The organism is Deinococcus marmoris (assembly GCF_001949125.1).
Taxonomy (GTDB): domain Bacteria; phylum Deinococcota; class Deinococci; order Deinococcales; family Deinococcaceae; genus Deinococcus; species Deinococcus marmoris_A.
The window spans coordinates 1-20,205 of sequence record NZ_MSTI01000146.1; the positions used below are offsets into that span (position 1 = coordinate 1).

Below are 20,205 nucleotides of genomic sequence, written 5' to 3' on the forward strand. Positions count from 1 at the left end.
GAGGTACAGACTCAATGATTTCAGGGCAGCGGGAGACGCGCTCTGGTATCGCGTACTGGACGACAGATTTCAAGCCCTTCCAGAAAGTGTCGGGTACTAAGGAGGCCACCAGTGGAACAGGATGTGCTAGGTGAGGAGATCGGGTTGTCGGCGGCACTGTGGCGAAAAATGATGGCTGAATAGAATTTAGCAATGCTCCAGTCTGCGCTTTTTATTCGGAGTCCGTATAATACGGACTCCGATTAGAGGGTGTTGAAAACACTCGTAATCCGAGCGGAGCGAGAAGGAGAAAAACGGGTTCCGGGCATGGAATGCGGGAATCGGCGCTGTTCCGATTCCTGCACGAAACAAACGGAATCCGTATAAAACTGGGTTTTGGGGTGGCTCCCACGGTTTAACCCCTCTACTTCGCAGCTCTGCGAGTCCGGCCTTTCAGGCCACCTCCCCTTAGAAGGGAGGCAAGGAAATTGCTGCGTGGCACGATCAATTGCGACTCTTGGCTCCCCTTGAGGGGAGCTGGCTGCGAAGCAGACTGGCTGGAACAGCTCCGTAGGAGAGGGGTTATCTCTTTTGCCCCTCAGATCGTCGTGCGAATTCTTGCGGCCAGCATGTCCAGCGCGGGTTCGTTCATGCCGCCGTGGGGAATGATCACGTCGGCGTAGCGTTTGGTGGGTTCCACGAAACTGAGGTGCATGGGGCGCACGAATTCCAGATATTGCGAGATCACGCTCTCGGGGGTGCGTCCGCGTTCGCCCGTGTCGCGCAGCAGCCGCCGGATAAAACGCACGTCGGCGTCGGCGTCCACGAAGACCTTGAGGTGCATGCGCTTTCGCAGTTCCTCGTCATACAGCGCAAAAAAGCCCTCCAGCACCACCACGCTGCCGGGTAGAACCGTCGTCGTTCGCTCGGAGCGGGTGTGCTGCGTGAAGTCGTATTCGGGCATGTCAATGGGCACGCCTGCCAGCAGGGCGTCCACATGCTCGCGCAGCAGCGCCCAGTCGAAGGCCGCCGGGTGATCGTAATTGGTGGTCAGGCGCGTCTCGAAGGGGATGTCGTCCTGGCTGCGGTAATAGTTGTCCTGCGCCAGCACCGACACGCCCTGCGCGCCCACCGTTTCCATCACCCGCCGCGTCACGGTGGTTTTGCCACTGCCCGAGCCGCCCGCCACGCCGATCACGAAGGGGGAGGTCATTGCTTGCCTTCGGCGCGCAGGTCTAAAGGTCTAAGGGTCAAAAGGTCTGAGCTGGATTGGAGGCTCCTCTCTATCCACGATCTTCCATCACCCACCCACCCACTCACGCGCGCCCCAGGCTGCCGATCAGTTCGATGCGGCGTTCGGCCATGCGGCGGGCGACGACGCTGGGGGGTTTGCTGTACTGCTCGGCCACATGGGTAATGCGGGTCACGATCTGGTAGACCTGTTCGGCAGCCGTGTTCATGTCGGCCCCGGTGGCGGCGGCGATCAGTCCCGCCGAGTTGATGGCGAAGTCGGGCATATACACGATTCCGGCCTCCTTGACGGCTTCCTCGCCCCGGCGCGACAGGGGGTGGTGTTCTCCCCCGGCGATCAGGCGGCATTGCAGGCGGGACACGTCGGCGCTGTGGACGCTGTGGCCGTAGCCGCAGGGCGCGAGAATGTCGCCGGGCACGTCCAGGGCGCTGCCGCAGCTCACCACGTCCACGCCGCTGAGGCTGTCGGCCAGCGCCTGGGCACGTTCGGGGCGGTCATCGGCCACGGTCAGCTTTGCGCCCTCGCGGTGCAGGTGGGCGGCCAGCGAGCGGCCCACCGCGCCAACACCCATGATCACCACCCGCACGCCGCGCATGCTCTCTGCGCCCAGCGCGAAGCGGGCGGCGGCCTTCATGCCCCGGTAGACGCCGTAGCCAGTAATGGCGCTGGTGTCGGTGTTCATGCCCAGCGTGGCGGGGGTTTCCTGTGCCACGAAGGCGATATCGGCGGGCGTGACCCCGATGTCCTCGGTCAGCACGGCGCGCGAGGCCAGCGGCCTGACCTGACGGCCCAGCGCCCGGAACAGCGCCTCGCGGGCGTGGGGGTCGTCTACCCCGGTCTCGGGCATCATCAGGACGCAGGCCCCACCGCCGTAGTTCAGGCCCGCCAGCGCCGCTTTCAAGGTCAGGCTCTCGGATAGGGCCAGCGCGCCGCGCACCGCCAGTTCCTCATCCTGCTCGCGCAGGCGCACGCCCGCGATGGCGGGTCCCAGCACCGTGGAATGCACGGCCAGCGCCGCTCGCAAGCCGCTGGGGGCGTGCTGGAGGATCGTCAGGCTCTCGTGGCCGCGCGCCTGCATCTCTTCGAGGATCAACATGGCCGCGCCTGGGGCAGCTTCGCGCTGGCCCATATGGCCCACGGTTGGGAAGGGGGAAGCGACATGGGCCGTAGCCTAGCACCCTCCCTGGCCCTGCCCCTGTTGTGCGTTAGGAGGCTGTAAAACCTGTGCAGGACAGTATTTTCGGGGTATCAGGACAGGGAATGGCCGCTGCCAGAGTGGAATTGTAGACATCAACGCTTTTGCCGTGAAAGAACGCTGTCAGACCGTTCGGGGCACTCTGCGTTCATGACCTTGCCCGCGCCCTGCCTGCTGTTCCCCCTGGATGGGAACGGGGCGGGCGCGCCGCACGGACGCCCATGAAGCTGGATGTGGGCGAGCAAAGGGGGATGGGAATGGAACAAATTGCTCCGCTCGCCAAGATTCTGGCAGAAGCGAACGGCATCGAATGGCAGCAGTTGCGGGGGTCCGGCTCGGGCGGTACGGTCATCGAGCAGGACATCCTGAACTACCTGTCACGCATCATGAGCGGCGAGGAAGAGCCGCCGTCCACCCCGGTCGATGAAATGCCCGAGGGCTGGACCGGCGACGAGCAGCTTCCTGCCGGGATGTTCAGCGCGGACATGCTCAGTCAGGCCGGGATCGACAGCGACATCGCCGAGTTCGTCACGCAGTCCCGCGCGCCGGAGGCCCCTGCTTTCAACGCTGCGGCCAGCGCCACCCACGACAACATGGATTTCGAGCTGGACGACGATGTGGCCGATCTGGACGCCCCACTGGCCGCCGAGCCGCAGCCCATCGCCACCGACTGGTCCTTCGCCCCGGCGCAGACCCCGGCCCAGCAGCCCCCGTACATTCAGGAAGCGCCGCAGCCTGTCGCGGCGGCCCCCGAAGTTCATCTCCCCGAGGTGCATGTGCCCGAGATGCAGGTGCCCGCAGTGCATGTGCCCGCCGCCAGCCAGACCGATGTGGCGGCAGCGGGCGGGGGCCTGAGCGGCCTGCTCTCGCGCCTGTACCGCAAGGACAAGGGGGCCGAGGCCGCGCCCGCCGCGTCCGTTCCTGCGCCCACGCCGATGCCTGAAGTTCAGCCCACGCAGCCTGTGTCCGTCAACGGGTCCGACAGTGGTTACGCCGCCGAGCTGAACGCGCCGGAATTCGATGTGCAGACCCCGGCGGTTCAGATGCCAGTGGCCGAGGTGGCCGCCGCCGAACCCCAGGTGGAGGAAACCGACACCACGGAGGTCTATGCCGCCGAGGTGGATGCCCCCGAAATGGAAGCCCCGGAACTCGAAGCCCCCGAACCCGAAGACTACGTGGCTCCTGAATACGACGCGGCCCCCGAAGTCATGGCAGAGCAGGAAGCCGCGCCTCAGCCCGTGGCCGCCAGCGCCAGCACGGATATGCCCGCCAGCGCCGTGTGGTTCGGCACCTATCTGCGCCGCGACGCCAGTATGGCGGCAGCAGACGATCTGCGCGCCCAGCTCTCCGATGCCCTGAACATGGACGTCTCGCTGGCCTTCCTGGTGGCCCGCGCCGCCCAGCGCCACGCCGACATCCTGGGACTGGACCTGGGGCATGTGGCCCTGCAAGGCGCAGACGGTCAGGACCAGCCCATCACGGGCGGTGCGCTGCGCGACGCCATGAGCGCCCTGCACAGCGGTCAGGCCAGCGCCCCCGATCTGCTGGTCACCGACGCCGGAACGCTGGGCGTGGACGATCTGCACTTCCCCCACACCCTGACCCTCAGCCTGGGCCGCGTGCAGAATGGCCGCGTCGCCCTGAGCCTGAACGGCGACGTGAACCCCCGTCAGGCCGCCCAGTTCCTGACCCGCGTGGCCGAGTCGCTGGAAAAACCCATCGCCCTGGTGCTGTAACCGCGCCGCCGTATGTCAGAGGCCCACTCCCGCAGATGTCGGGGGTGGGCCTTTTTTGTGTGCCGGACACTCTGAAAGCCGGATGTTATGGAAACGGGGCTTTGCCCGCCGTCCACCCGCCATCTGGCCCCCCGGCCCAGTGCCACTCTCCGCCGCCCGGATGCTGCTGAACAGCCACCTTGACTGCGTCCAGCGGTACGCGGCGGGCAAAGCGGGTGCGGGCGTGCCAGCCCCCCAGAAAAGCAGAGGCCTGCGCCGATGCTGCGCCGCTGGAAGGGAATCCACGTAGCGCTGCCCAGGCACGGTTGACCGCCAGATCAAACAGGGCGGGTGGTGCGGCGGCGGCGTTGTGTTCGCCCTGCGCACTGGCCTCGGTCAGAAAGGGGCGTTCTTCAGGCATGGCGGGCCTCGGGCATAGCGGGCAGCTACGCCAATCGGGTGGGATTGGCCAGTGCGGCGATCTGTCCGGCGTGCCAGACGGTGTGGCGGGCGTTCAGGCGCAGCACTTCCGAGACGGTCATGCTCTCGTCGCTGTGCGTCAGCCGGGTTTGGAGCGCCACGGCAGTCAGCGCGCGGGTGGCGTCCACCTCCCAGGCCATCAAGCGGGTCAATCCTGCGGCATCGTCGGGGGCGGGGGTGTTCGTGGCGGCGGCGATCTGGGTCCAGTAATCGCGCTTGGTGGCGGTCAGGTGACTGGTCAGCCAGCCCACGCGCGGGTGTGGTTGCCCGTCAATTAATGCCAGAGCAGCGCGCACGCTTTCCCAGGGGGCGTGGTTGGCCTCGTCCAGCAGGGTGGCCAGGGCATTGGCGCTGAAGCTTTCTGCACTGGAAGTCATGCGCGGCTCCCGGAGCGTACCGAGAACGCCTCGCCGTCGCGGGTCAGGCGGCCCAGTTCCAGCATGCGGGCGGTCACGGCGCGGGCCTGGGTCTCGTCCAGCGGGCTGCTTTCGGCCAGATCGTTCAGGGTGAACACGCCGCCCTTGCGCCACGCCAGACGGTAGACCATGCGCTCCTGCATGTCCGGGCGGCCCTCCTGCGTCTGCTTGCGGCCAAAGACGCGCCACACCGCGTAGCCTGCCGCCAGCCCCACCAGCAGCGCCAGCGGGATCAGCCGGGCGGCCAGCACCGGGTCGCCCACCTGCGTGCCCAGGGTCCGCAGCGCGTCGTGGGCCGCCGCTACTGCTCCGGCATCTGCGCCGCCCTCGGTCAATCTGCGGAGCGCGCCCCTGGCCCGCAGGTAGCCCATGACCCCGGACATGTCGCCGCGCACGAAGATGGCGCTGTAGGCCACCAGCGCCGCCGCGAACCCCACCAGGGCAGAGAGAATCAACCGTAGTCCTTTCACGCCGTCATGCTAGGCCACAACCGCCGCAGAAATGGTGCGCGATGAGGAAAAGGGCGCGAATTGAGACTGGCCTTCACATCCATTCTGGAAAACGCCACTATGGCAGGCAGATGAAACCTCCTGCCCCGGTCTTCCGCTCCGTCGTGCTGGCCCAGTTTTGAACCCCAAACTGGAGATCAGACCGCTGGCTGCCGCGCCCGAGACCCGCACGCAACTGGCCGGGATGCTGGTGGAAACGGTGGCCCAGGGCGGCTCGGTGGGCTTCATGCACCCGCTGACGCTGGAAGCCGCCGCTGCATTCTGGGACGGAGCGCTGGCTGCCGCCTCGCGCGGCGAACGCATGATCCTGGGCGGCTGGAACGGCCCACAGTTGATCGGCACCGTCACCCTGATTCTGAACACCCCGCCCAACCAGCCCCATCGCGCCGAGATCGCCAAGATGATGACCCGCCCCCAGTGGCGTGGTCAGGGCGTGGCGTCCGCCCTGCTGCGTGAAGCCGAGGCCCTGGCCGTGCAGAACGGGCGCACCATGCTGGTGCTGGACACCGCCTCGGATGAGGGGGCGGCGGGGCTGTATGAGAGCGCGGGCTACACCTTTGCTGGAGAGTTGCCCGACTACGCCCTCAAGCCGCACGGGGGACTGACGGGAACGCGGCTGTACTGGAAACGGTTGGAAGAGTCGGAGAGGTAACTGGCGCAAACGCCGTTTTCCATCAACCATCCACTTTCCACCATCACCCCGTCACCACTTGTCGTCGTCCAGCACCTCGTCCTTGCCGTCGCGGCGGGCCTTGCGGCGGGCTTCCTTGCTCTGCTTGCGTTTGGGCCGGGGTGGCAGGGCCAGTTCGTACACGCGCGACGGATCGCAGGGGGCCGGGTACTCGCCCAGCGATTCGCCGGGATCGGCCATCCGCAGGTTTCCGGCGATGTGCAGGTGGCGCTCGCCGCAGTACGGGCAGTCGTCCACCACCCAGAACATCACGCGGGTGCCGGGCATATCGCGCAGCGACGCGAAGGCCATGCGCGGGGTATTGCGGTCTTTCTTGCCCATAGGACTGCAGGCTAGCGCGGGCGTGGCGGGCCTTCTGTAGCGTCCCTCAGCGTTGACGGGTTCAGTTCTGGAACCAGTCCGCATTTTTCTGGATCACGCAAAAGCGGTTGCCGTCGGGATCGGCCAGCACCACGTAATCGGCGTCCGGCCCGGAGCGCCAGTCCACGCGTACCGCGCCCAGCGCCATCAGCCGCGCCACCTCCGCCCGCTGATCCTCGGCGTACAGATCCAGATGGTGCCGCCGGGCAGATTCCGACGTGACCAGCTTGAGGGCCAGTTGCACGCCTGAACCTGCACGCGGAATCAGGACCGCCCAGTCGTCGTCCGGGGCCTCGCGCGGCAGGTAATCCAGCGCTGCCGTCCAGAACGTGGTGGCCCGCACCAGATCGCGCACGCCCCAGACGATGGAACCGATTTTGAGCATGGAGAGATGCTAGCGGCTCACCGGTCCGGCCTGCGCGCCGTGACCAGCATGTAGCGGATGTCGGTCTCGGCCTCAAAACCCGAGGTGCTGTAGACCGCCACCGTCAGGGCCATGAAGTCGCCCTGCACACGCACCTCGGCCAGCTCGTAATGGAAGGTGCAGCGGCGGCTGGCGGGCACGCGGCTGTCTTCCTGCAAGGTGGTGGTGACCTCCGTGCCGGGTTTTGGGCTGGACGTGACCGTGAGCATCAGACCGCGCGAGAAGCCGGGAAATTCGCCGCTGGGCGGGCAATCCTTGCTGGGGCCGAAGGGAAGCTGGGCCAGCCGGAACAGCCAGAGCTTGCCGCCAAATTCCACCGGGTAGCTCTGAGTGGGTGGCATATTCGGCCTGCCCGGCACCGACGCAGGAAACACGTCCGGGCCGCTGGGTTTTGCGCGCAGGTCCGGCGGCGTGCGCTTCCAGATCACCGTGCCGGGGCGCGAGTCGCTGATGCCCAGGCGTTTCAGGGTGGGCGCGGCCTGACCAAAGACCTGATTCAGATTCAGCATGGCCGCTCGCCCCACGCCCGGATTCTCCTCGGTCTGACGGTAAAAGCGCTCCAGCAGGGTATTTTTGGCGCTGTCCACCACCCACAGTTCGGTGTAGGCGCTGCCGCTGCCGTCCTGAATGCCGTACTGGGCCAGGGCAGCGTAACGTCCATCGGGCGAGAAGCCGGAAAATTCTGATGTGGCGCGGTCTGCGGCGGCGTGACCCAGCGCGGCACACAGCAGAAGGGCCAGACAGCGTTTCATCTCAGCGCACCTCGATGCCCACGCTGAGCAGCGTGGGGTTGGGGCTAGCCTTCTCGCTGGAGTAGCGAATCTCGTAGCTGCCGGGCTGTGTGGGCATCTTGAGGGTGCCGGGGTTGCCCGCCGCAGTGTAGAAGTACGCGGTGTATGCGCCGATGGGCGCACCTTTGGGAACGATGGTCACGTAGTCGCGCGGATTGTTTGGCCCGGTCCATTTGACCTGAATGGTGCTGCCCGGCTTGGCGCTGGCGGGGGCGCTCAGGCCGTATTTTGGCTCAGTCAGGGTGAGGGGAATGCTGGCGAGGGTGGGATTGGGAGTGGCCTTCTCGCTGGAATAACGCAGCTCGTATTCGCCTGCATTCAGCGGCACGGTCAGCCTGCCGGGATTGCCTGCCGTGGTGTAGAAGTAGGTGGTGTAGGTGCCGACGAGCGCGCCCTTCTTGACCACCGTTACGTAATCGCCGGGGTTGTTCGGCCCGGTCCACTTGACTTCAATCTCACTGCCCGCCCCAACAGATTTTGGGGCCGACAGGCCGTAAGTCGGTGGCGTCAGCGTAATCGGCGCAGTGGCAAGCGTGGGGTTGGGGCTGGCCTTCTCGCTGGAATAGCGAATTTCATATTCGCCAGGATCGAGCGGCACGGTCAGCTTGCCGGGATTGCCGTTCTTGGTGTAGAAGTAGCCCTTGTATTCCCCGGTCAGCGCACCCTTCTTGACAATCGTGACGTAATCGCCGGGATTGTTCGGCCCCGTCCACTTGACCTCGATCACGCTGCCTGCCCCGGCAGTTTTTGGCCCCGAGACGGCATATTTACCGGTCTGCGCGGTGGCCGTCGCCCGGTTCAGGGCCGCGCCCAGTTCCGCGCCGCTCTTGGTGTTCTCGAACGTCCCTACACCTTCAAAGCTCTTGCGGGCCTTCTCGTTCAGGTCGATACCGATAATGCGGAGGTCGACCTCGATGCCCAGCTTTTTGAAGGCGGCCACCGCGTCGTTCAGTTTCCCGCCGCAGGATTCCTCACCGTCCGTCACGAGGACAATCACCTTGCGGCTATCGTCTTTCGGGAAGTCGTTGGCCGCCTGCATCAACGAGTAAACAATCGGCGTGGCTCCCTTGGGCTTGGCGTCGTTGACCTGCTTTTGCAAGGCCGCCTTATCAAAGCCTTTCATCGGCGTAACGAGAACAGAATCCTCGCACTGCGCGCCCGCTTTCAGGCCCGCGCCGTAAATTCGCATCCCCACGTTCAGGTTGGGATCGGCTTTCAGGCCCGTCAGAAACTGGGTCAGGGTGGACTTGGCAGAAGCAATCCGGGTCTGGCCGTCGGGCAGTTTGCCCAGCATGCTGCCGGAGGCATCCAGAATCAGTTGAACATTCGTGGTGGTCTGTGCGCCCGCTGCGCCAGCAAAAAGCCCCACGCTGAGGGCCAGAACCACGGAAGTACGGCGGGATGACATCTGTAGGTGCATGTTGATCTCCTGGGGGTATGGGAGCGGGCGTCCTGGGGCCAGAAGGCTCGCGGGGCGGGAGGGACAATCTCTGGAACTGACACCCTGATCTCTGAGACGTTGGAAGGGTGCAGTGGCGTGACTTCAGGGCCGGGGAACAGACACTTTTCAGGAACGTTTTCTGAAGTGGGGCCTGCGGTCACTCGCGCAGGGGCTTCATCAGGGGGAGGGTCTGGAAAACACAGGCCGGGCTGTGCGGTCTGGACCACGGGAACGGCGTTGCTTGCTCTCACTCTTGGGGACGGGCCTCTGACGATTAAGAGGCATCTAAGGGGAAGTTAAGGTCCATGATAGCCCGACTCCGGGTCAGTCGTCCAATCCTGGCGGTCTGACGCACCGGACGCTCTAGACTGTGGGCCGATGTCGGTTCTTCTCCGGCCCCAGGATGGGGCGACTTGACCGCTCCCGATCAGACGCGCGAGCTGGAGCCCCATCTGGAGCGGGGGCGCAAACTGCTGCACCTGTACCGCCGGGGCGTGGGCGGCGAGCGCACCAACGCTGGACGCCTGCTGCTGACCCACCTGAAGACCCAGGACCTGACCCTATATGACCTGGACGCCAGCCTGCCCGTGTCTCAGGAACTGGCCGATCTGGACAACTGGCGCGAAAGTGCGGCGCTGCTGGCCCGCATCGGCAAGTCCGAAGATGAAGACGTGCTGACCCGGCTGGTGGACGCCACGGACCTGACCGATACCGAACTGGCGCGGTTGCTGAAAGCCGTGGACACCGAGACGCTGGTGGATGTGCGCGCCGACGGCTGGGCCTATACCCACGGGGGCAATGCTGACGATTACCGCCGCGCGGCCCGGCGAGTGCTGCCCTCCGTGCTGCTGGCAGGCCGGGGATCGCTAGCAGACCGCCTGCTGGCCGCCACCCTGCACCAGCACCATCTGCTGACCCATCCCGAACGCAATATCCGCGCGGCGGACGAGTTACAAAAGCGCATGCTGCTGGGCCTGATCTTCGGCCTGACCGGGCACCGTGCCGAGGCCACCGCCGAGGGTGTGCGCGCCCATCTGAATGCCGAGCAACTGGCCCGCGTCCGGGCGCTGCTGGCCGGGCAGGGCGAACGCCTGAAAGCTGGAGCCTTGCGCCACGCCGAGGAACTGGCAGCGGAGGTGGGGCGCGGGGGGTAGGGGTGAAGGATGGTTCTGGGTGGCTCCCACGAATAACCCCTCAGTCTGCTTCGCAGCCAGCTCCCCATGAGGGGAGCCAAGGAAAGCGATTGGCCGGGCAATCCGGCAACTCTTGCCTCCCCTTGAGGGGAGGTGCCCCCGTAGGGGGCGGAGGGGTTTTCGTGGGAGCCACTCCAGAAAGCCGACTTGCCCACTCTTTTCCATCTCCCTTCTGAATAATCCCCATCAAGTTCCGCTGATCCTCTGTTCCCAAACACCCACTTCCCGGAGCCACCCCCATGAATGTCCTGTTTACCAAAAACTTCAGCGTCACTGCCGCCCAGCTTCACGCCCTGCAAGGCTCGCGCTACGCGGTCTGGGCCAGCCACACCGATCCCGGCCACGGCATGCTGGCGGCGGCGGCCCACACCTTTCTGGAACCGCGTGGCCTGCTGGGGGACGATTACGCGGCGTGGCTGCTGGACGCCTGCGTGGAGCGCGGCATAGAACTGGTCATTCCCGGCAAGGAACGTGAACGGCTGGCAAGCTGGCAGGAGCGCTTCGCGGCGGCAGGCGTCACCCTGATCACCCCCGCGACGGAGGCTACCCAGCGCCATCTGGAGCGCAAGGACGAGTTTCTGCACGACTGGGACACATCTATCCTGCCCATTCCGCGCTGGACCACCTTCGACAGCCTCGCCAGTTTTGATGACGCGGCGGCGACGTTGCGTGAGCCGGGGATGCGCCTGTGCGTCAAGCCCGCGCGGGGCATCTACGCCAGCGGCTTCCGGGTGCTGATGGACACGCCGGACCTGAAATCTTTCCTGGGCGGCGAGCTGTATCAGATGAGTCACGCGGCGGCGCGCGAACTGTTCGCCCAGGCCGCGCCACGGGGAACACAGGGTGAATTGCCCACCATGCTGCTGATGCACACGCTGGAGGGGGCCGAACGCAGCGTGGACTGCGTGGCGTGGCAGGGCGAACTGCTGCGCGCGGTGGTGCGCCGTAAGGGCGGGGAGGGCCAGCAGATCGAGGACCGTCCCGATCTGCTGGAGGCCGCCCGCCAGATCAGCGCCCGCTATGGCCTGAGCGGCATCTTCAACTTCCAGACCAAGGATGGGCCGGATGTGGAGGGGCGCAACCGCACCCCCAACATGCTGGAGATCAATGCCCGCGCCTCCGGGGGCCTGCGCTACAGCCTGGCGGCAGGCGTCAATTTCCCGCTGCTGCTGCTGGACGCTGCCACGGGCGTACTGGACCGCGCCGCCATTCCCCCCGTCCAGACTGGCTTGCGCGTCGCCGAAGAGAAGGTGGCTCGCATCATCCACGAGCAGGAGGCGGCGGTTTGACCTTAGATTCAACCTTCAGCACGGTTGACCTGCCCAGCGGCACCCTCAAGCTCTGGCTGGAACGCCCACATCCACCGCTGGATACGCTGCTGGATTACGCGGTGCGGCAGAACCCCCGGCGCGGCTTTCTATTCGTCAGCCGGGTGCTGGGCAAGCACATTCCAATCTCCCCAGCAGTCGCGGCGCGAACTTATACAGGGCTGGCGGCGGCGCTGCCTCCTCTGACGGCCCCCCATTTCATCGGGCTGGCGGAAACGGCCACCGCACTGGGCGAGGGCGTGTATCACGCGTGGCGCGAACTCAACCCAGACCAGACCGCCACCTTTCAGCACACCACCCGCTACCAGACCCGGCATCCGCTGCTGCTGCGTTTTGACGAGCCGCACTCACACGCCCCGGCCCACCTGCTGTATGACCCCGGCCCCGCCGCCCGCGCCGCCACTGAACTGGTGCTGGTGGACGACGAACTTTCCACCGGGACCACGCTGGAAAATCTGGCCCGCGAGTGGCGCAGCCTGCACCCCCACCTGCGCCGCGTCGTGATGGTCAGCCTGACCGACTGGTGTTCCCGCCGATCTGAGATTGAGGAGAGGCTGGGTCTGCCCGTGACCTTCGTGAGCCTGACACGCGGAGGCTATGAATTCACGCCCGCCGCCGACTGGCAGCCCCCCCAGTTGCCCGCCGTGACTGGAAATGGGGCCGACAAATCGGCGTTGTTGCCCGCCAGTGGGCCGCGCTACGGGCAGGATGTGGAGTTGAGCTGGCCCGAACTGAACCTGTCATCCACAGATCGCGTGCTGGTGCTGGGAACAGGTGAATATCAGTATCCGGCCTTCGCGCTGGCGCAGCGGACCAAGCCGGAAGTGTTTTCCTGCGTCTTCTCGGCCACCACGCGCAGCCCGGTGCTGGAGGGGCTGGCGATGGCCCGCAAATTCAGCTTCGGCGACAACGTGGGGGATGGTATTCCCAATTATCTGTACAACGTTGATCCCGACATTTACACCCGCATTCTGGTCACGTATGAGGGCCACTGTCTGCCCGATCCCGCCCTGATGGTGCTGCTTGGAGACAAGGCGCAGAAGGCGCAGGCCGTCTGCCTCAGTCCGCTGGAAGCCCGGTGATCGTCGCCTTCACCGATCTGGATGACACGCTGTTTCAGACCCTTCGCAAGTTGCCGCCAGGGATGGAAGGGCTGACTCCCGCCACCCTGGGCCGCGACGGTCAGCCGCATTCGTTTTGCACGCCCGCCCAATCGGCATTGCTGGCACATTTTGTGGACAGTGGCGTCACCGTCATTCCGGTCACAGGCCGCGATCCGGCGGCGATGGCGCGTGTGACGCTGCCCTTCACTTCCTGGCAGGTGCTGGACCACGGACTGACAATTTTGCGTCCAGATGGACAGGTGGATGCAGAATGGCGCGGGCGTGTATTGGAGGCGTTATCTCCTTTGCAGGAAGCGCTGGAGGATTGCACCGTCTCCATTTCCGAACTGGCTGAAGCTCTGGGCTGCCGCCTGACCCGACATACCGCGCACGACACCCACTTCATGACCGTCTTCAAGCACCCGGATGCGAACGCGGCCAGCCTGGGACGGGTGCAAAATGCTCTGGAAGACCGTCTGAAATCACGCGAGCACGCCGATCTGCACGTCATCGCCAATGCCAACAATGTCAGCGTGTTGCCCCGCCATCTGGGCAAGGCCGAGGCCGTGCGCTATCTGCGCGGGCAGCATTTTCCGCACGCCACACTGACGCTGGCCCTGGGCGACAGCCTCAGCGATCTGGCCTTCATGAACGCCTGCGATCTGGCGATCACGCCGCCGGGCGGGCAGCTCCTGCGGACTGTGAGTGCCGCGAAGTTGCCCCAGCGTTAGCAACGCCAGTCAGGCGAAGCGTTCCAGATCCGGGTGTTCCTTGAGCTGCTGCACCACGCGCTTGATGTCCTGGGTGCGGTCCTTGCGGACCACCAGCGTGACCTCGTTGGCGCGCACCACCACCACGTCCTCCAGGCCAATCGTGGCGATCAGATCGTCGCCATTGGTGGTGTAGAGGATCGCGCCCCCGGTGTCCAGGCCCACATGGCGGCCCACCGCGACATTCTCGCCCTCGCCTTTCAGCAGGCGCTCCAGCGCGTTCCAGTCGCCCAGATCGTCCCAGCCGAACTCGGCAGGAATCACACTGACGGCGTCGGACTTCTCCAGAATGGCGTAGTCGATGCTGATCTTGGGCAGTTGTGGGAAAGTCTCGCGCAGGGCGCGGTGGGTCAGGCCGTTTGCGTCGGCGTCCATCGCTGCGCTGAGCTGCCCGTACAGTTCTGGCTGATGCTGCCGGAAGGCGTCCAGAATGGCCGAGACTTTCCAGATGAACATGCCGCTGTTCCAGGCGTAGCCGCCGTCTGCCAGGAAGCCTTGCGCCGTTTCCGAGTCGGGCTTCTCGGTGAAGCGCGTGACCGCGTAGGCGGTGAATTCCTCGCCGTCGCCCATGCTCTCGCCGCGCTGAATGTAGCCGTAGCCGGTGGCCGGAAAGGTGGGCGTGATGCCGATGGTGACCAGTCGTCCGCTGCTGCTTGCCAGCGCGATGGCCTGCCGCACCACCCGTGAGAAGGTCTGGGTATCGGTCACACGGTGATCGGCGGGAAACACCCCCATCACCGCGTCAGGCTGTGTGCGTCCAATTCTCAGGGCTGCGTACAGCACGGCGGGGGCGGTGTCTCGGGCGGCGGGTTCCACCAGCAGGTTTTCCAGCGGCATGTCGGGCAGTTGCTCCAGCACCTGCGAGCGGTAGTCGTTGCCGGTGACCACCATCAGCCCTTCCGGTTCGCCGCACAGTTCCACCAGGCGGTCACTGGTGGCCTGAAGCAGGCTGCGCCCCGAGTCGTCCAGGGTCAGGAACTGCTTGGGGCGGTGGCGGCGCGACAGCGGCCAGAAGCGTTCGCCGCTGCCCCCGGCCAGGATCACCGGAACGAATGGGGCGGCCTCTGAAGCAGGGGTCTGCCCTGAGCTGGTCTGAGAGGTCTGCATAACTGGACTCTACAGTGCCAGAAAACGGCGTCGGCGCGTCTTGCGTCTTCGGGGGTAGGGGAGATGTGATGCCCGTGTCCCTGGACACCTCCCACCAATTTTGTGCGGCGAGCACTGCTGGAAAGCTCTGAAAGCCCCGGAGTTGATCGGCCCCCATATCAGGAGTCCCAAGGAAATGTCAGAGAGTAGCCAAAGTCCAGCCTCTAGACTGCGGGCCATGAAGGCCATCATCCCCGCCGCAGGACTGGGCACCCGCCTGCGTCCGCTGACATTTACCCGCCCCAAGCCCGTGCTGCGGGTGGCTGGGCAGCCGATCATCCGCCACGCCATCCGCACGCTGATGGCCGCCGGAATCACCGACATCGGCATCGTGGTCTCGGACATCACGCGCGGGGAAATCCAGCATGCCGTGCGCGAGATGCAGGACGTGAACCTCACGCTGATCAACCAGCACGAGCAACTGGGCCTGGGCCACGCGGTCCTGACCGCCCGCGAATGGGTGGGCGACTCGGATTTCTGCGTGTATCTGGGAGACAACCTCTTCGAGTTCGGCGCGAAGCCCTTCGTGGACCGCTTTCTACAGGAAAAGCCAGCGGCCCTGATCGCCCTGGTAGAAGTCGAGGACCCCACCGCCTTCGGCGTGGCCGAGCTGGACGGCGAGCGCATCACCCGGCTGGTGGAAAAGCCCCGGGTGCCGCCCAGCAATCTGGCGGTGGCCGGGCTGTACTGCTTCACGCCGCAGATTTTTAAGGTTCTGGAACACATGCCGCCCTCGGCGCGCGGCGAGTACGAGATCACCGACGGCATCCAGGGATTGATCGACGCCGGGCAGGCGGTGCTGGGCCAGCGCGTCGTGGGCTGGTGGAAGGACACCGGACGCCCGGACGACTTGCTGGACGCCAACCGCCTGCTGCTGGAGGGCCTGGAAACCGATATTCAGGGCACCGTCGAGAATTCGCGCATCTCGGGCCGGGTGGTCATTCCAGCCTCGGCGCGGGTGACGGGCAGCCAGATCGTGGGACCGGTGATGCTGGCCGAGGACGTGGTGATCGAGTACGCCTACATCGGTCCGTTTACCAGCATCGGGCGCGGCAGCGTGATCCGCAACGCCGAAGTCGAACACAGCGTCATCGACGCCGAGGCGGTCATCGAGAACACCTACCGCCGCCTGCAAGACTGCCTGATCGGCGTGCGGGCGCAGGTGCGCGGGGGCCGCGAGATGCCGCGCACCCTCAAAATGATCATCTCGGACGCCAGCGTGGTTGAACTGGTGTGAGCGCGCCTGAGCTGGAACGGCTGCCGGAGGGTCTGGTGGCCCCAGTCGATGACGGGGCCTGTGATCATCTGCCGGGGTGGAGGCTGCCCGCTCTTTCGCTGCCCGCCACGGAGGGTCCGCCCGTCGATCTTTCCGCCCTGCCCGGCCTGACCGTGCTGTATGCCTATCCGCGCACAGGCCAGCCGGACCAGCCGTTGCCCACCGACTGGGACCTCATTCCAGGGGCGCGGGGTTGCACACCACAGTCCTGCGCTTTCCGGGACCATCACGCCGAGTTGCAGACTGCCGGAACGCGCGTCTTTGGCCTCAGCACGCAGGACACGGCGTATCAGGCCGAGGCGGCGGGGCGGCTCCACCTCCCTTTCCCGCTGCTGTCGGACGCTGAATTGAGGTTTGCGGGCGCGCTGAATCTGCCGACGTTCGAGGTGGATGGAATGACCCTGCTACGGCGCGTGACGCTGATCATCTGGGACGGCGTGATCCAGAAGGTCTTCTATCCCATCTTCCCGCCGGACCAGAACGCGGCGCAGGTGCTGGCGTGGCTGGCGGAAAGCAACCCTGCCCCCGCCGTTTCGTAGGCCGCTTTGCTTACGGTCCTACCGTGAGTAGAACGCGGTTGCCTGACCCCACGCGCCCTATCATTAAAGGATGAGCGATTCTCCCCTGATTCACCTGGGTTCTCTGATGCGGTCCTCCGAGGACGCGCACGCCGAGGGCGAACTTGACCACCTGAACTACGAGCAGGGCGGCAAAACGCAGACCCTGACCTTTACCGAACCCGCGCCCTACGAGATCAGCGTCAACTCTCTGGGCGGCAGCGAGATGTACCTGCAAGGCAGTTTTGAACCCACCATCACGATGGAATGCGCCCGCTGTCTGCGCGAGGTAGAGGTGCCGCTGGAACTCACGCTGGGCACGCTGATGCGCTACGAGCCGTCCGCCGACGCGCCGTATCTGGAGGAAGCCGAGACCGGCGAGGAAGTGCTGATCTTCGGTGATTCCACCCTGGACCTCAGCGGCTATCTGGCCGAGATCACCCTGCTGTCCTCGCCGTTGAGCGTGGTGCATGACCCCGAGTGCAAGGGGCTGTGTCAGGTCTGCGGCCACGACCTGAACGACGGTCCCTGCGAACACATGGCCGGGGTGCCGGTGGAGGAAATCGACGACGATCTGGGCATTCCCCAGAGCAGCGGCCACGCCAAGCAGAACCCCTTCGCGGGCCTGCGTGACCTGCAAGTGCCGGAAGAGTGAGCGTGGCGGATACGCCTGAGCTGACCCCCCAGTTGACCCACTTCCGGGACGGCCTGCCGCGCATGGTGGACGTGACCGACAAGGCCATCACCACCCGCACCGCCACCGCCGAAGCCTGGGTGCGCCTGCCGCCCGAAGCCCGCGCGGCGCTGGAAGCCGGAACCAATCCCAAGGGCGATCCGCTGACCGTGGCGCGGCTGGCGGGGCTGGCGGGCAGCAAGCGCACGGCGGACCTGATCCTGCTGTGCCACCCCATTCCCGTGACGGGCGCGGACGTGCAGGTCACGCTGGAAGACGCGGGCGTGCGGATCACCGCCACCGTCCGCACCACTGCCCCCACAGGGGTGGAGATGGAAGCCCTGACCGCCGCCAGCGTCGCTGCCCTGAACGTGTACGACATGCTGAAAGCCGCCAGCAAGGCGCTGGAAATTACGGGTATCCGGTTGCTGAGCAAGACGGGCGGCAAGAGTGGCGACTATCTGGCAGATGACAGCACGGCTGGTTAAACGGTCAGAAGGTCTGTCAGCTTTTTGAATCGCTGCGAGGGATATTGTCCTGCTGAGCCAGAATGTCGGCCCATTCTTTTTGAGGACGACTGAACCAGGCGATTGCTCTAGACAGCCGCCGGGAACTTTCGGGAATCCTCTATCGTAGGGGAACAGTATGGGCATGGAGCGACACAACCGGGACGAGGGGTCAATGGCTGACCCGTCCGACTGGCTGGATTTGCTCCACCGTGAGGCTGAGAGTGAGCTGACTCCCGCAGAAACCGAGGCATTGCACGCGCTGCCCGATCAGGAGGAAGTGGCGCGCTGGCGGCTGCGGCTGTCTGAGACCACCGCCCACCTGAGCGCCCTGCCGCCGCCCGGTCTGCCCGCCAGTTGCGCGCAGGCTGTGGCCGCTGAAGTGGCCTGGAGCGTTCGCCTGAACGCGGCCCGGCCAGAGCTGCCGCACTCGCTGGCCGGGGCCGTCGCTTCTGATATTGCCGCTGCCTGTCAACTGCAAACCCAGTCCATTCCCCCTCTGCCACACAGCCTCGCGGCGGGTGTGGTGGGCGACATCCGGGCGGCGCGGCAACTGAGGCCACCGCCCATTCCTTCCAGCGTGGCTGCCGCCGTCGCCTCCGAGATCGCGTGGGCCGGGCGGGTCCAGGCCCCTGCGCCCGCGCTGCCGCGTTCGGTGGCCGGGGCGGTGGTGGCGCGGATCGCCCAGCCGGAAGCGGAGGCTGTTTCTCCACCTCCAATCAACCCTGTTCCTGTTTCACCCGCTGCCAGTTCATCATCAGTCAGCGGCTTCGTGTCTCCCCTCAAGCCCCGGCACAATCCCGCGCCGCTGGCTCTGGTGGTGGCGCTGATGGCCGGGCTGACCCTGCTGGCCGTCACCACGGTGTGGCCCAATCTGGCCGCCGGGGCGCTGGTCTTGCAGACCCTGCTGGCCCAGGTGTCGCCGCTGGCCGGGGTGGGGCTGGCGCTGCTGCTGCTGACCAGCGCCCTGGTCAGTTGGCGGCCCGGCCCGGTCATGCAGCGGTTCGGGGCGGGGGCCTTTGCCCTCAGCGCGGTGCTGACGCTGCCCGCGCTGTACAGTGTGGCCGTCCACGGGGACGTGCGCTTCGGGCAGAACATCGTGGTCAGCGGGTCGGTGGACGGCAACGTGATCGCAGTGGGCGGGCATATTCGCCTGGAAGCGGGCGCGCGGGTGAACGGCGAGGTGGTCACGCTGCTGGGCGACGTGCGCCGTGATCCGGGGGCGCAGGTCAGCGGGCGCGTGAATGCGCTGCTGGGCCATGCCCCCGACGATCTGGACGCGCTGGAAACGGCCCCGCCACAGGGCATCGGGATTGCCACCGCCGCCGCCTTCAGGCCGCTGCTGGGGTGGCTGGGCAGCGCGGCGTGGCCTCAGATCTTCGTCACGCTGACCGGGGGCGCATTGCTGCTGCTATTCGTGGCGGGGCTGGCCCCCACCCTGGCCCGCCGTCAGCGCCACGCCCCCATGCGGACACTGGCGCTGGGCGTGCTGGCGCTGACCGCCCTGGGTGGTCCCGCGCTGGCCCTGGCCCTGGCTGGGCTGCTGGGGCCTGCGCTGGTGGCCGCTGCGCTGGCCGTGGTGATCCTGGCCGTGGGCCTCAGCGTCAGCGCCTATGACCTGGGCCGCACCCTGGCCCGCCGCCTGCGCCTGCCGGTGCCCGACGCGGTGGGGGCGATGCTGGGCCTCAGCGCCGTGGCCGCCAGCCTCAGCGAGCCGCCGCTAGCCTTTGGGCTGGCGCTGATCGGCGGGGCGTGGGGGGCGGGAACGCTGCTTCTGGCTAGGGGTGGGGTGCGGACGGCTTGAGGCATGGCATAATAAATCTGTGCGGACAATTCATTCCGATGCTATAGGCTATATTTATATATTAAGTAATGAAGCAATGCCAAATCTTTTAAAGATTGGCTGGACTTACTCAAGCCCCGAGTTGAGGAGTAATGCGCTGAGTAGGTTCACTGGAGTTCCATCCCCCTTTAAATTGGTACATTATATAGCAGTAGCGAATCCCAGAGAGATTGAAAGAATTATTCATAGCGAAATAATCAGCTACAGATGGAATGACAAAAGAGAGTTTTTCCACATACCCGTAGATCAAGCTGTTAGGATATTGGATAAATATCAAAATTCCGAAAATAAGGATAAATATACGAAAATAAACGAACTCCTTATGAGATATAAAGAATTATCTAACGATACTAGATACCTTAAAGATATTGAGGAGCCTTTAAAATATTTACGTATGGCAATAAGTCTTGGAAGTTCTGAAGCGGCTATTAAGGCTTCTGAGTATCTTGTCGAAAAATCTGAGATTCCACACTCTTATCGTGTTGCTAGAGAATATGCCCTAGAAGCTATTAAAATGGGCGATCCTAATGGATATAGACAACTCGCATTAGTATATA

Annotated in this window: 22 protein-coding genes; 12 read left to right on the forward strand and 10 right to left on the reverse strand. The window is 65.2% G+C overall.

Going from position 1 to position 20,205, the window contains the following annotated elements:
• Positions 1-577: 577 nt before the first annotated feature.
• Together udk and BOO71_RS20940 are read right to left on the reverse strand one after the other, a co-directional pair.
• Entirely contained in the window at positions 578-1,192 is a 615-nt protein-coding gene (gene udk, locus BOO71_RS20935; RefSeq protein ID WP_075835697.1) for a uridine kinase, read from the reverse strand.
• A 103-nt stretch (positions 1,193-1,295) separates the two neighbouring features.
• Positions 1,296-2,327 carry a Glu/Leu/Phe/Val dehydrogenase family protein gene (locus tag BOO71_RS20940; protein ID WP_075835699.1) on the reverse strand — a complete coding sequence of 344 codons (1,032 nt, stop codon included), beginning with the start codon at positions 2,325-2,327 and terminating at the stop codon, positions 1,296-1,298.
• Positions 2,328-2,683: 356 nt separating this feature from the next.
• Here BOO71_RS20940 and BOO71_RS20945 point away from each other — a divergent pair, with 356 nt between their 5' ends.
• Positions 2,684-4,162 (forward strand): E3 binding domain-containing protein, encoded by a 1,479-nt coding sequence (locus BOO71_RS20945; RefSeq protein ID WP_075835733.1) that lies wholly within the window; start codon positions 2,684-2,686, stop codon positions 4,160-4,162.
• Between the two features lie 85 nt (positions 4,163-4,247).
• Here BOO71_RS20945 and BOO71_RS20950 read toward each other — a convergent pair whose 3' ends face one another.
• The 3 genes from BOO71_RS20950 to BOO71_RS20960 are packed head-to-tail and all read right to left on the reverse strand — an operon-like array spanning position 4,248 to position 5,507.
• Positions 4,248-4,562, reverse strand: coding sequence for a hypothetical protein (locus BOO71_RS20950; RefSeq protein ID WP_075835701.1), 315 nt, complete (start codon positions 4,560-4,562; stop codon positions 4,248-4,250).
• A 25-nt stretch (positions 4,563-4,587) separates the two neighbouring features.
• Complete coding sequence (locus BOO71_RS20955) at positions 4,588-4,998, reverse strand: DinB family protein (protein ID WP_075835703.1); 411 nt, start codon at positions 4,996-4,998, stop codon at positions 4,588-4,590.
• A complete protein-coding gene (locus BOO71_RS20960; RefSeq protein ID WP_075835705.1) occupies positions 4,995-5,507 on the reverse strand; it encodes a hypothetical protein in 513 nt (170 codons plus the stop codon). Before BOO71_RS20960 ends, BOO71_RS20955 begins: the two co-directional genes overlap by 4 nt.
• A 157-nt stretch (positions 5,508-5,664) precedes the next feature.
• Here BOO71_RS20960 and BOO71_RS20965 point away from each other — a divergent pair, with 157 nt between their 5' ends.
• Positions 5,665-6,198: a GNAT family N-acetyltransferase gene (locus tag BOO71_RS20965; RefSeq protein WP_075835707.1), complete on the forward strand. Its 534-nt coding sequence runs from the start codon at positions 5,665-5,667 to the stop codon at positions 6,196-6,198.
• 51 nt (positions 6,199-6,249) lie between these two features.
• Here the strand turns inward: BOO71_RS20965 and BOO71_RS20970 are convergent, their stop codons facing one another.
• The 4 genes from BOO71_RS20970 to BOO71_RS20985 all read right to left on the reverse strand — a co-directional run bounded on the left by BOO71_RS20970 (position 6,250) and on the right by BOO71_RS20985 (position 9,232).
• Positions 6,250-6,558, reverse strand: coding sequence for a hypothetical protein (locus tag BOO71_RS20970; protein ID WP_075835709.1), 309 nt, complete (start codon positions 6,556-6,558; stop codon positions 6,250-6,252).
• Between the two features lie 61 nt (positions 6,559-6,619).
• Positions 6,620-6,982: a VOC family protein gene (locus BOO71_RS20975; protein ID WP_075835712.1), complete on the reverse strand. Its 363-nt coding sequence runs from the start codon at positions 6,980-6,982 to the stop codon at positions 6,620-6,622.
• 17 nt (positions 6,983-6,999) lie between these two features.
• Entirely contained in the window at positions 7,000-7,773 is a 774-nt protein-coding gene (locus BOO71_RS20980) for a DUF2259 domain-containing protein (RefSeq protein ID WP_075835715.1), read from the reverse strand.
• Between the two features lies 1 nt (position 7,774).
• Positions 7,775-9,232, reverse strand: coding sequence for a vWA domain-containing protein (locus BOO71_RS20985; RefSeq protein WP_139323095.1), 1,458 nt, complete (start codon positions 9,230-9,232; stop codon positions 7,775-7,777).
• Between the two features lie 434 nt (positions 9,233-9,666).
• On the opposite strand from BOO71_RS20985, the gene BOO71_RS20990 reads away from it, so the two are divergent.
• From BOO71_RS20990 to BOO71_RS21005, 4 genes are all read left to right on the forward strand, one after another.
• Positions 9,667-10,407 carry a hypothetical protein gene (locus BOO71_RS20990; RefSeq protein WP_254843237.1) on the forward strand — a complete coding sequence of 247 codons (741 nt, stop codon included), beginning with the start codon at positions 9,667-9,669 and terminating at the stop codon, positions 10,405-10,407.
• 278 nt (positions 10,408-10,685) lie between these two features.
• Positions 10,686-11,735 (forward strand): ATP-grasp domain-containing protein, encoded by a 1,050-nt coding sequence (locus BOO71_RS20995; protein ID WP_075835717.1) that lies wholly within the window; start codon positions 10,686-10,688, stop codon positions 11,733-11,735.
• A complete protein-coding gene (locus BOO71_RS21000) occupies positions 11,732-12,856 on the forward strand; it encodes a phosphoribosyltransferase domain-containing protein (protein ID WP_075835719.1) in 1,125 nt (374 codons plus the stop codon). The genes BOO71_RS20995 and BOO71_RS21000 overlap by 4 nt, the downstream gene beginning before the upstream one ends.
• Positions 12,853-13,608, forward strand: a complete 756-nt coding sequence (locus BOO71_RS21005; protein ID WP_075835721.1) for an HAD-IIB family hydrolase — start codon at positions 12,853-12,855, stop codon at positions 13,606-13,608. The genes BOO71_RS21000 and BOO71_RS21005 overlap by 4 nt, the downstream gene beginning before the upstream one ends.
• Before the next feature lie 9 nt (positions 13,609-13,617).
• Here the strand turns inward: BOO71_RS21005 and BOO71_RS21010 are convergent, their stop codons facing one another.
• Positions 13,618-14,754 carry a mannose-1-phosphate guanylyltransferase gene (locus tag BOO71_RS21010; RefSeq protein ID WP_075835723.1) on the reverse strand — a complete coding sequence of 379 codons (1,137 nt, stop codon included), beginning with the start codon at positions 14,752-14,754 and terminating at the stop codon, positions 13,618-13,620.
• A gap of 217 nt (positions 14,755-14,971) precedes the next feature.
• On the opposite strand from BOO71_RS21010, the gene BOO71_RS21015 reads away from it, so the two are divergent.
• The 6 genes from BOO71_RS21015 to BOO71_RS26520 form a co-directional block, all read left to right on the forward strand.
• The gene (locus BOO71_RS21015) at positions 14,972-16,030 is read left to right on the forward strand and encodes a glucose-1-phosphate thymidylyltransferase (RefSeq protein WP_075835725.1); all 1,059 of its coding nucleotides are present in this window, start codon (positions 14,972-14,974) and stop codon (positions 16,028-16,030) included.
• The gene (locus BOO71_RS21020; protein WP_075835727.1) at positions 16,027-16,608 is read left to right on the forward strand and encodes a peroxiredoxin; all 582 of its coding nucleotides are present in this window, start codon (positions 16,027-16,029) and stop codon (positions 16,606-16,608) included. The genes BOO71_RS21015 and BOO71_RS21020 overlap by 4 nt, the downstream gene beginning before the upstream one ends.
• A 70-nt stretch (positions 16,609-16,678) precedes the next feature.
• Positions 16,679-17,281, forward strand: coding sequence for a DUF177 domain-containing protein (locus BOO71_RS21025; protein WP_075835729.1), 603 nt, complete (start codon positions 16,679-16,681; stop codon positions 17,279-17,281).
• 2 nt (positions 17,282-17,283) lie between these two features.
• Positions 17,284-17,787 carry a cyclic pyranopterin monophosphate synthase MoaC gene (moaC, locus tag BOO71_RS21030; RefSeq protein ID WP_075835740.1) on the forward strand — a complete coding sequence of 168 codons (504 nt, stop codon included), beginning with the start codon at positions 17,284-17,286 and terminating at the stop codon, positions 17,785-17,787.
• A 193-nt stretch (positions 17,788-17,980) separates the two neighbouring features.
• Positions 17,981-19,609, forward strand: a complete 1,629-nt coding sequence (locus tag BOO71_RS28020; RefSeq protein ID WP_254843238.1) for a polymer-forming cytoskeletal protein — start codon at positions 17,981-17,983, stop codon at positions 19,607-19,609.
• Between the two features lie 19 nt (positions 19,610-19,628).
• A partial coding sequence (locus tag BOO71_RS26520; RefSeq protein WP_175607498.1) for a GIY-YIG nuclease family protein occupies positions 19,629-20,205 on the forward strand: 577 nt, incomplete at its 3' end.

Coding starts and splice junctions, on each gene's coding strand:
- BOO71_RS20985 (WP_139323095.1), bottom strand. CDS start 9,232: ATGCACCTACAGATGTCATCCCGCCGTACTTCCGTGGTTCTGGCCCTC.
- BOO71_RS28020 (WP_254843238.1), top strand. CDS start 17,981: ATGGCTGACCCGTCCGACTGGCTGGATTTGCTCCACCGTGAGGCTGAG.
- BOO71_RS20975 (WP_075835712.1), bottom strand. CDS start 6,982: ATGCTCAAAATCGGTTCCATCGTCTGGGGCGTGCGCGATCTGGTGCGG.
- BOO71_RS20940 (WP_075835699.1), bottom strand. CDS start 2,327: ATGTTGATCCTCGAAGAGATGCAGGCGCGCGGCCACGAGAGCCTGACG.
- BOO71_RS20955 (WP_075835703.1), bottom strand. CDS start 4,998: ATGACTTCCAGTGCAGAAAGCTTCAGCGCCAATGCCCTGGCCACCCTG.
- BOO71_RS20995 (WP_075835717.1), top strand. CDS start 10,686: ATGAATGTCCTGTTTACCAAAAACTTCAGCGTCACTGCCGCCCAGCTT.
- BOO71_RS20945 (WP_075835733.1), top strand. CDS start 2,684: ATGGAACAAATTGCTCCGCTCGCCAAGATTCTGGCAGAAGCGAACGGC.
- BOO71_RS21025 (WP_075835729.1), top strand. CDS start 16,679: ATGAGCGATTCTCCCCTGATTCACCTGGGTTCTCTGATGCGGTCCTCC.
- BOO71_RS20970 (WP_075835709.1), bottom strand. CDS start 6,558: ATGGGCAAGAAAGACCGCAATACCCCGCGCATGGCCTTCGCGTCGCTG.
- BOO71_RS20980 (WP_075835715.1), bottom strand. CDS start 7,773: ATGAAACGCTGTCTGGCCCTTCTGCTGTGTGCCGCGCTGGGTCACGCC.
- BOO71_RS21015 (WP_075835725.1), top strand. CDS start 14,972: ATGAAGGCCATCATCCCCGCCGCAGGACTGGGCACCCGCCTGCGTCCG.
- BOO71_RS21010 (WP_075835723.1), bottom strand. CDS start 14,754: ATGCAGACCTCTCAGACCAGCTCAGGGCAGACCCCTGCTTCAGAGGCC.
- udk (WP_075835697.1), bottom strand. CDS start 1,192: ATGACCTCCCCCTTCGTGATCGGCGTGGCGGGCGGCTCGGGCAGTGGC.
- BOO71_RS20950 (WP_075835701.1), bottom strand. CDS start 4,562: ATGCCTGAAGAACGCCCCTTTCTGACCGAGGCCAGTGCGCAGGGCGAA.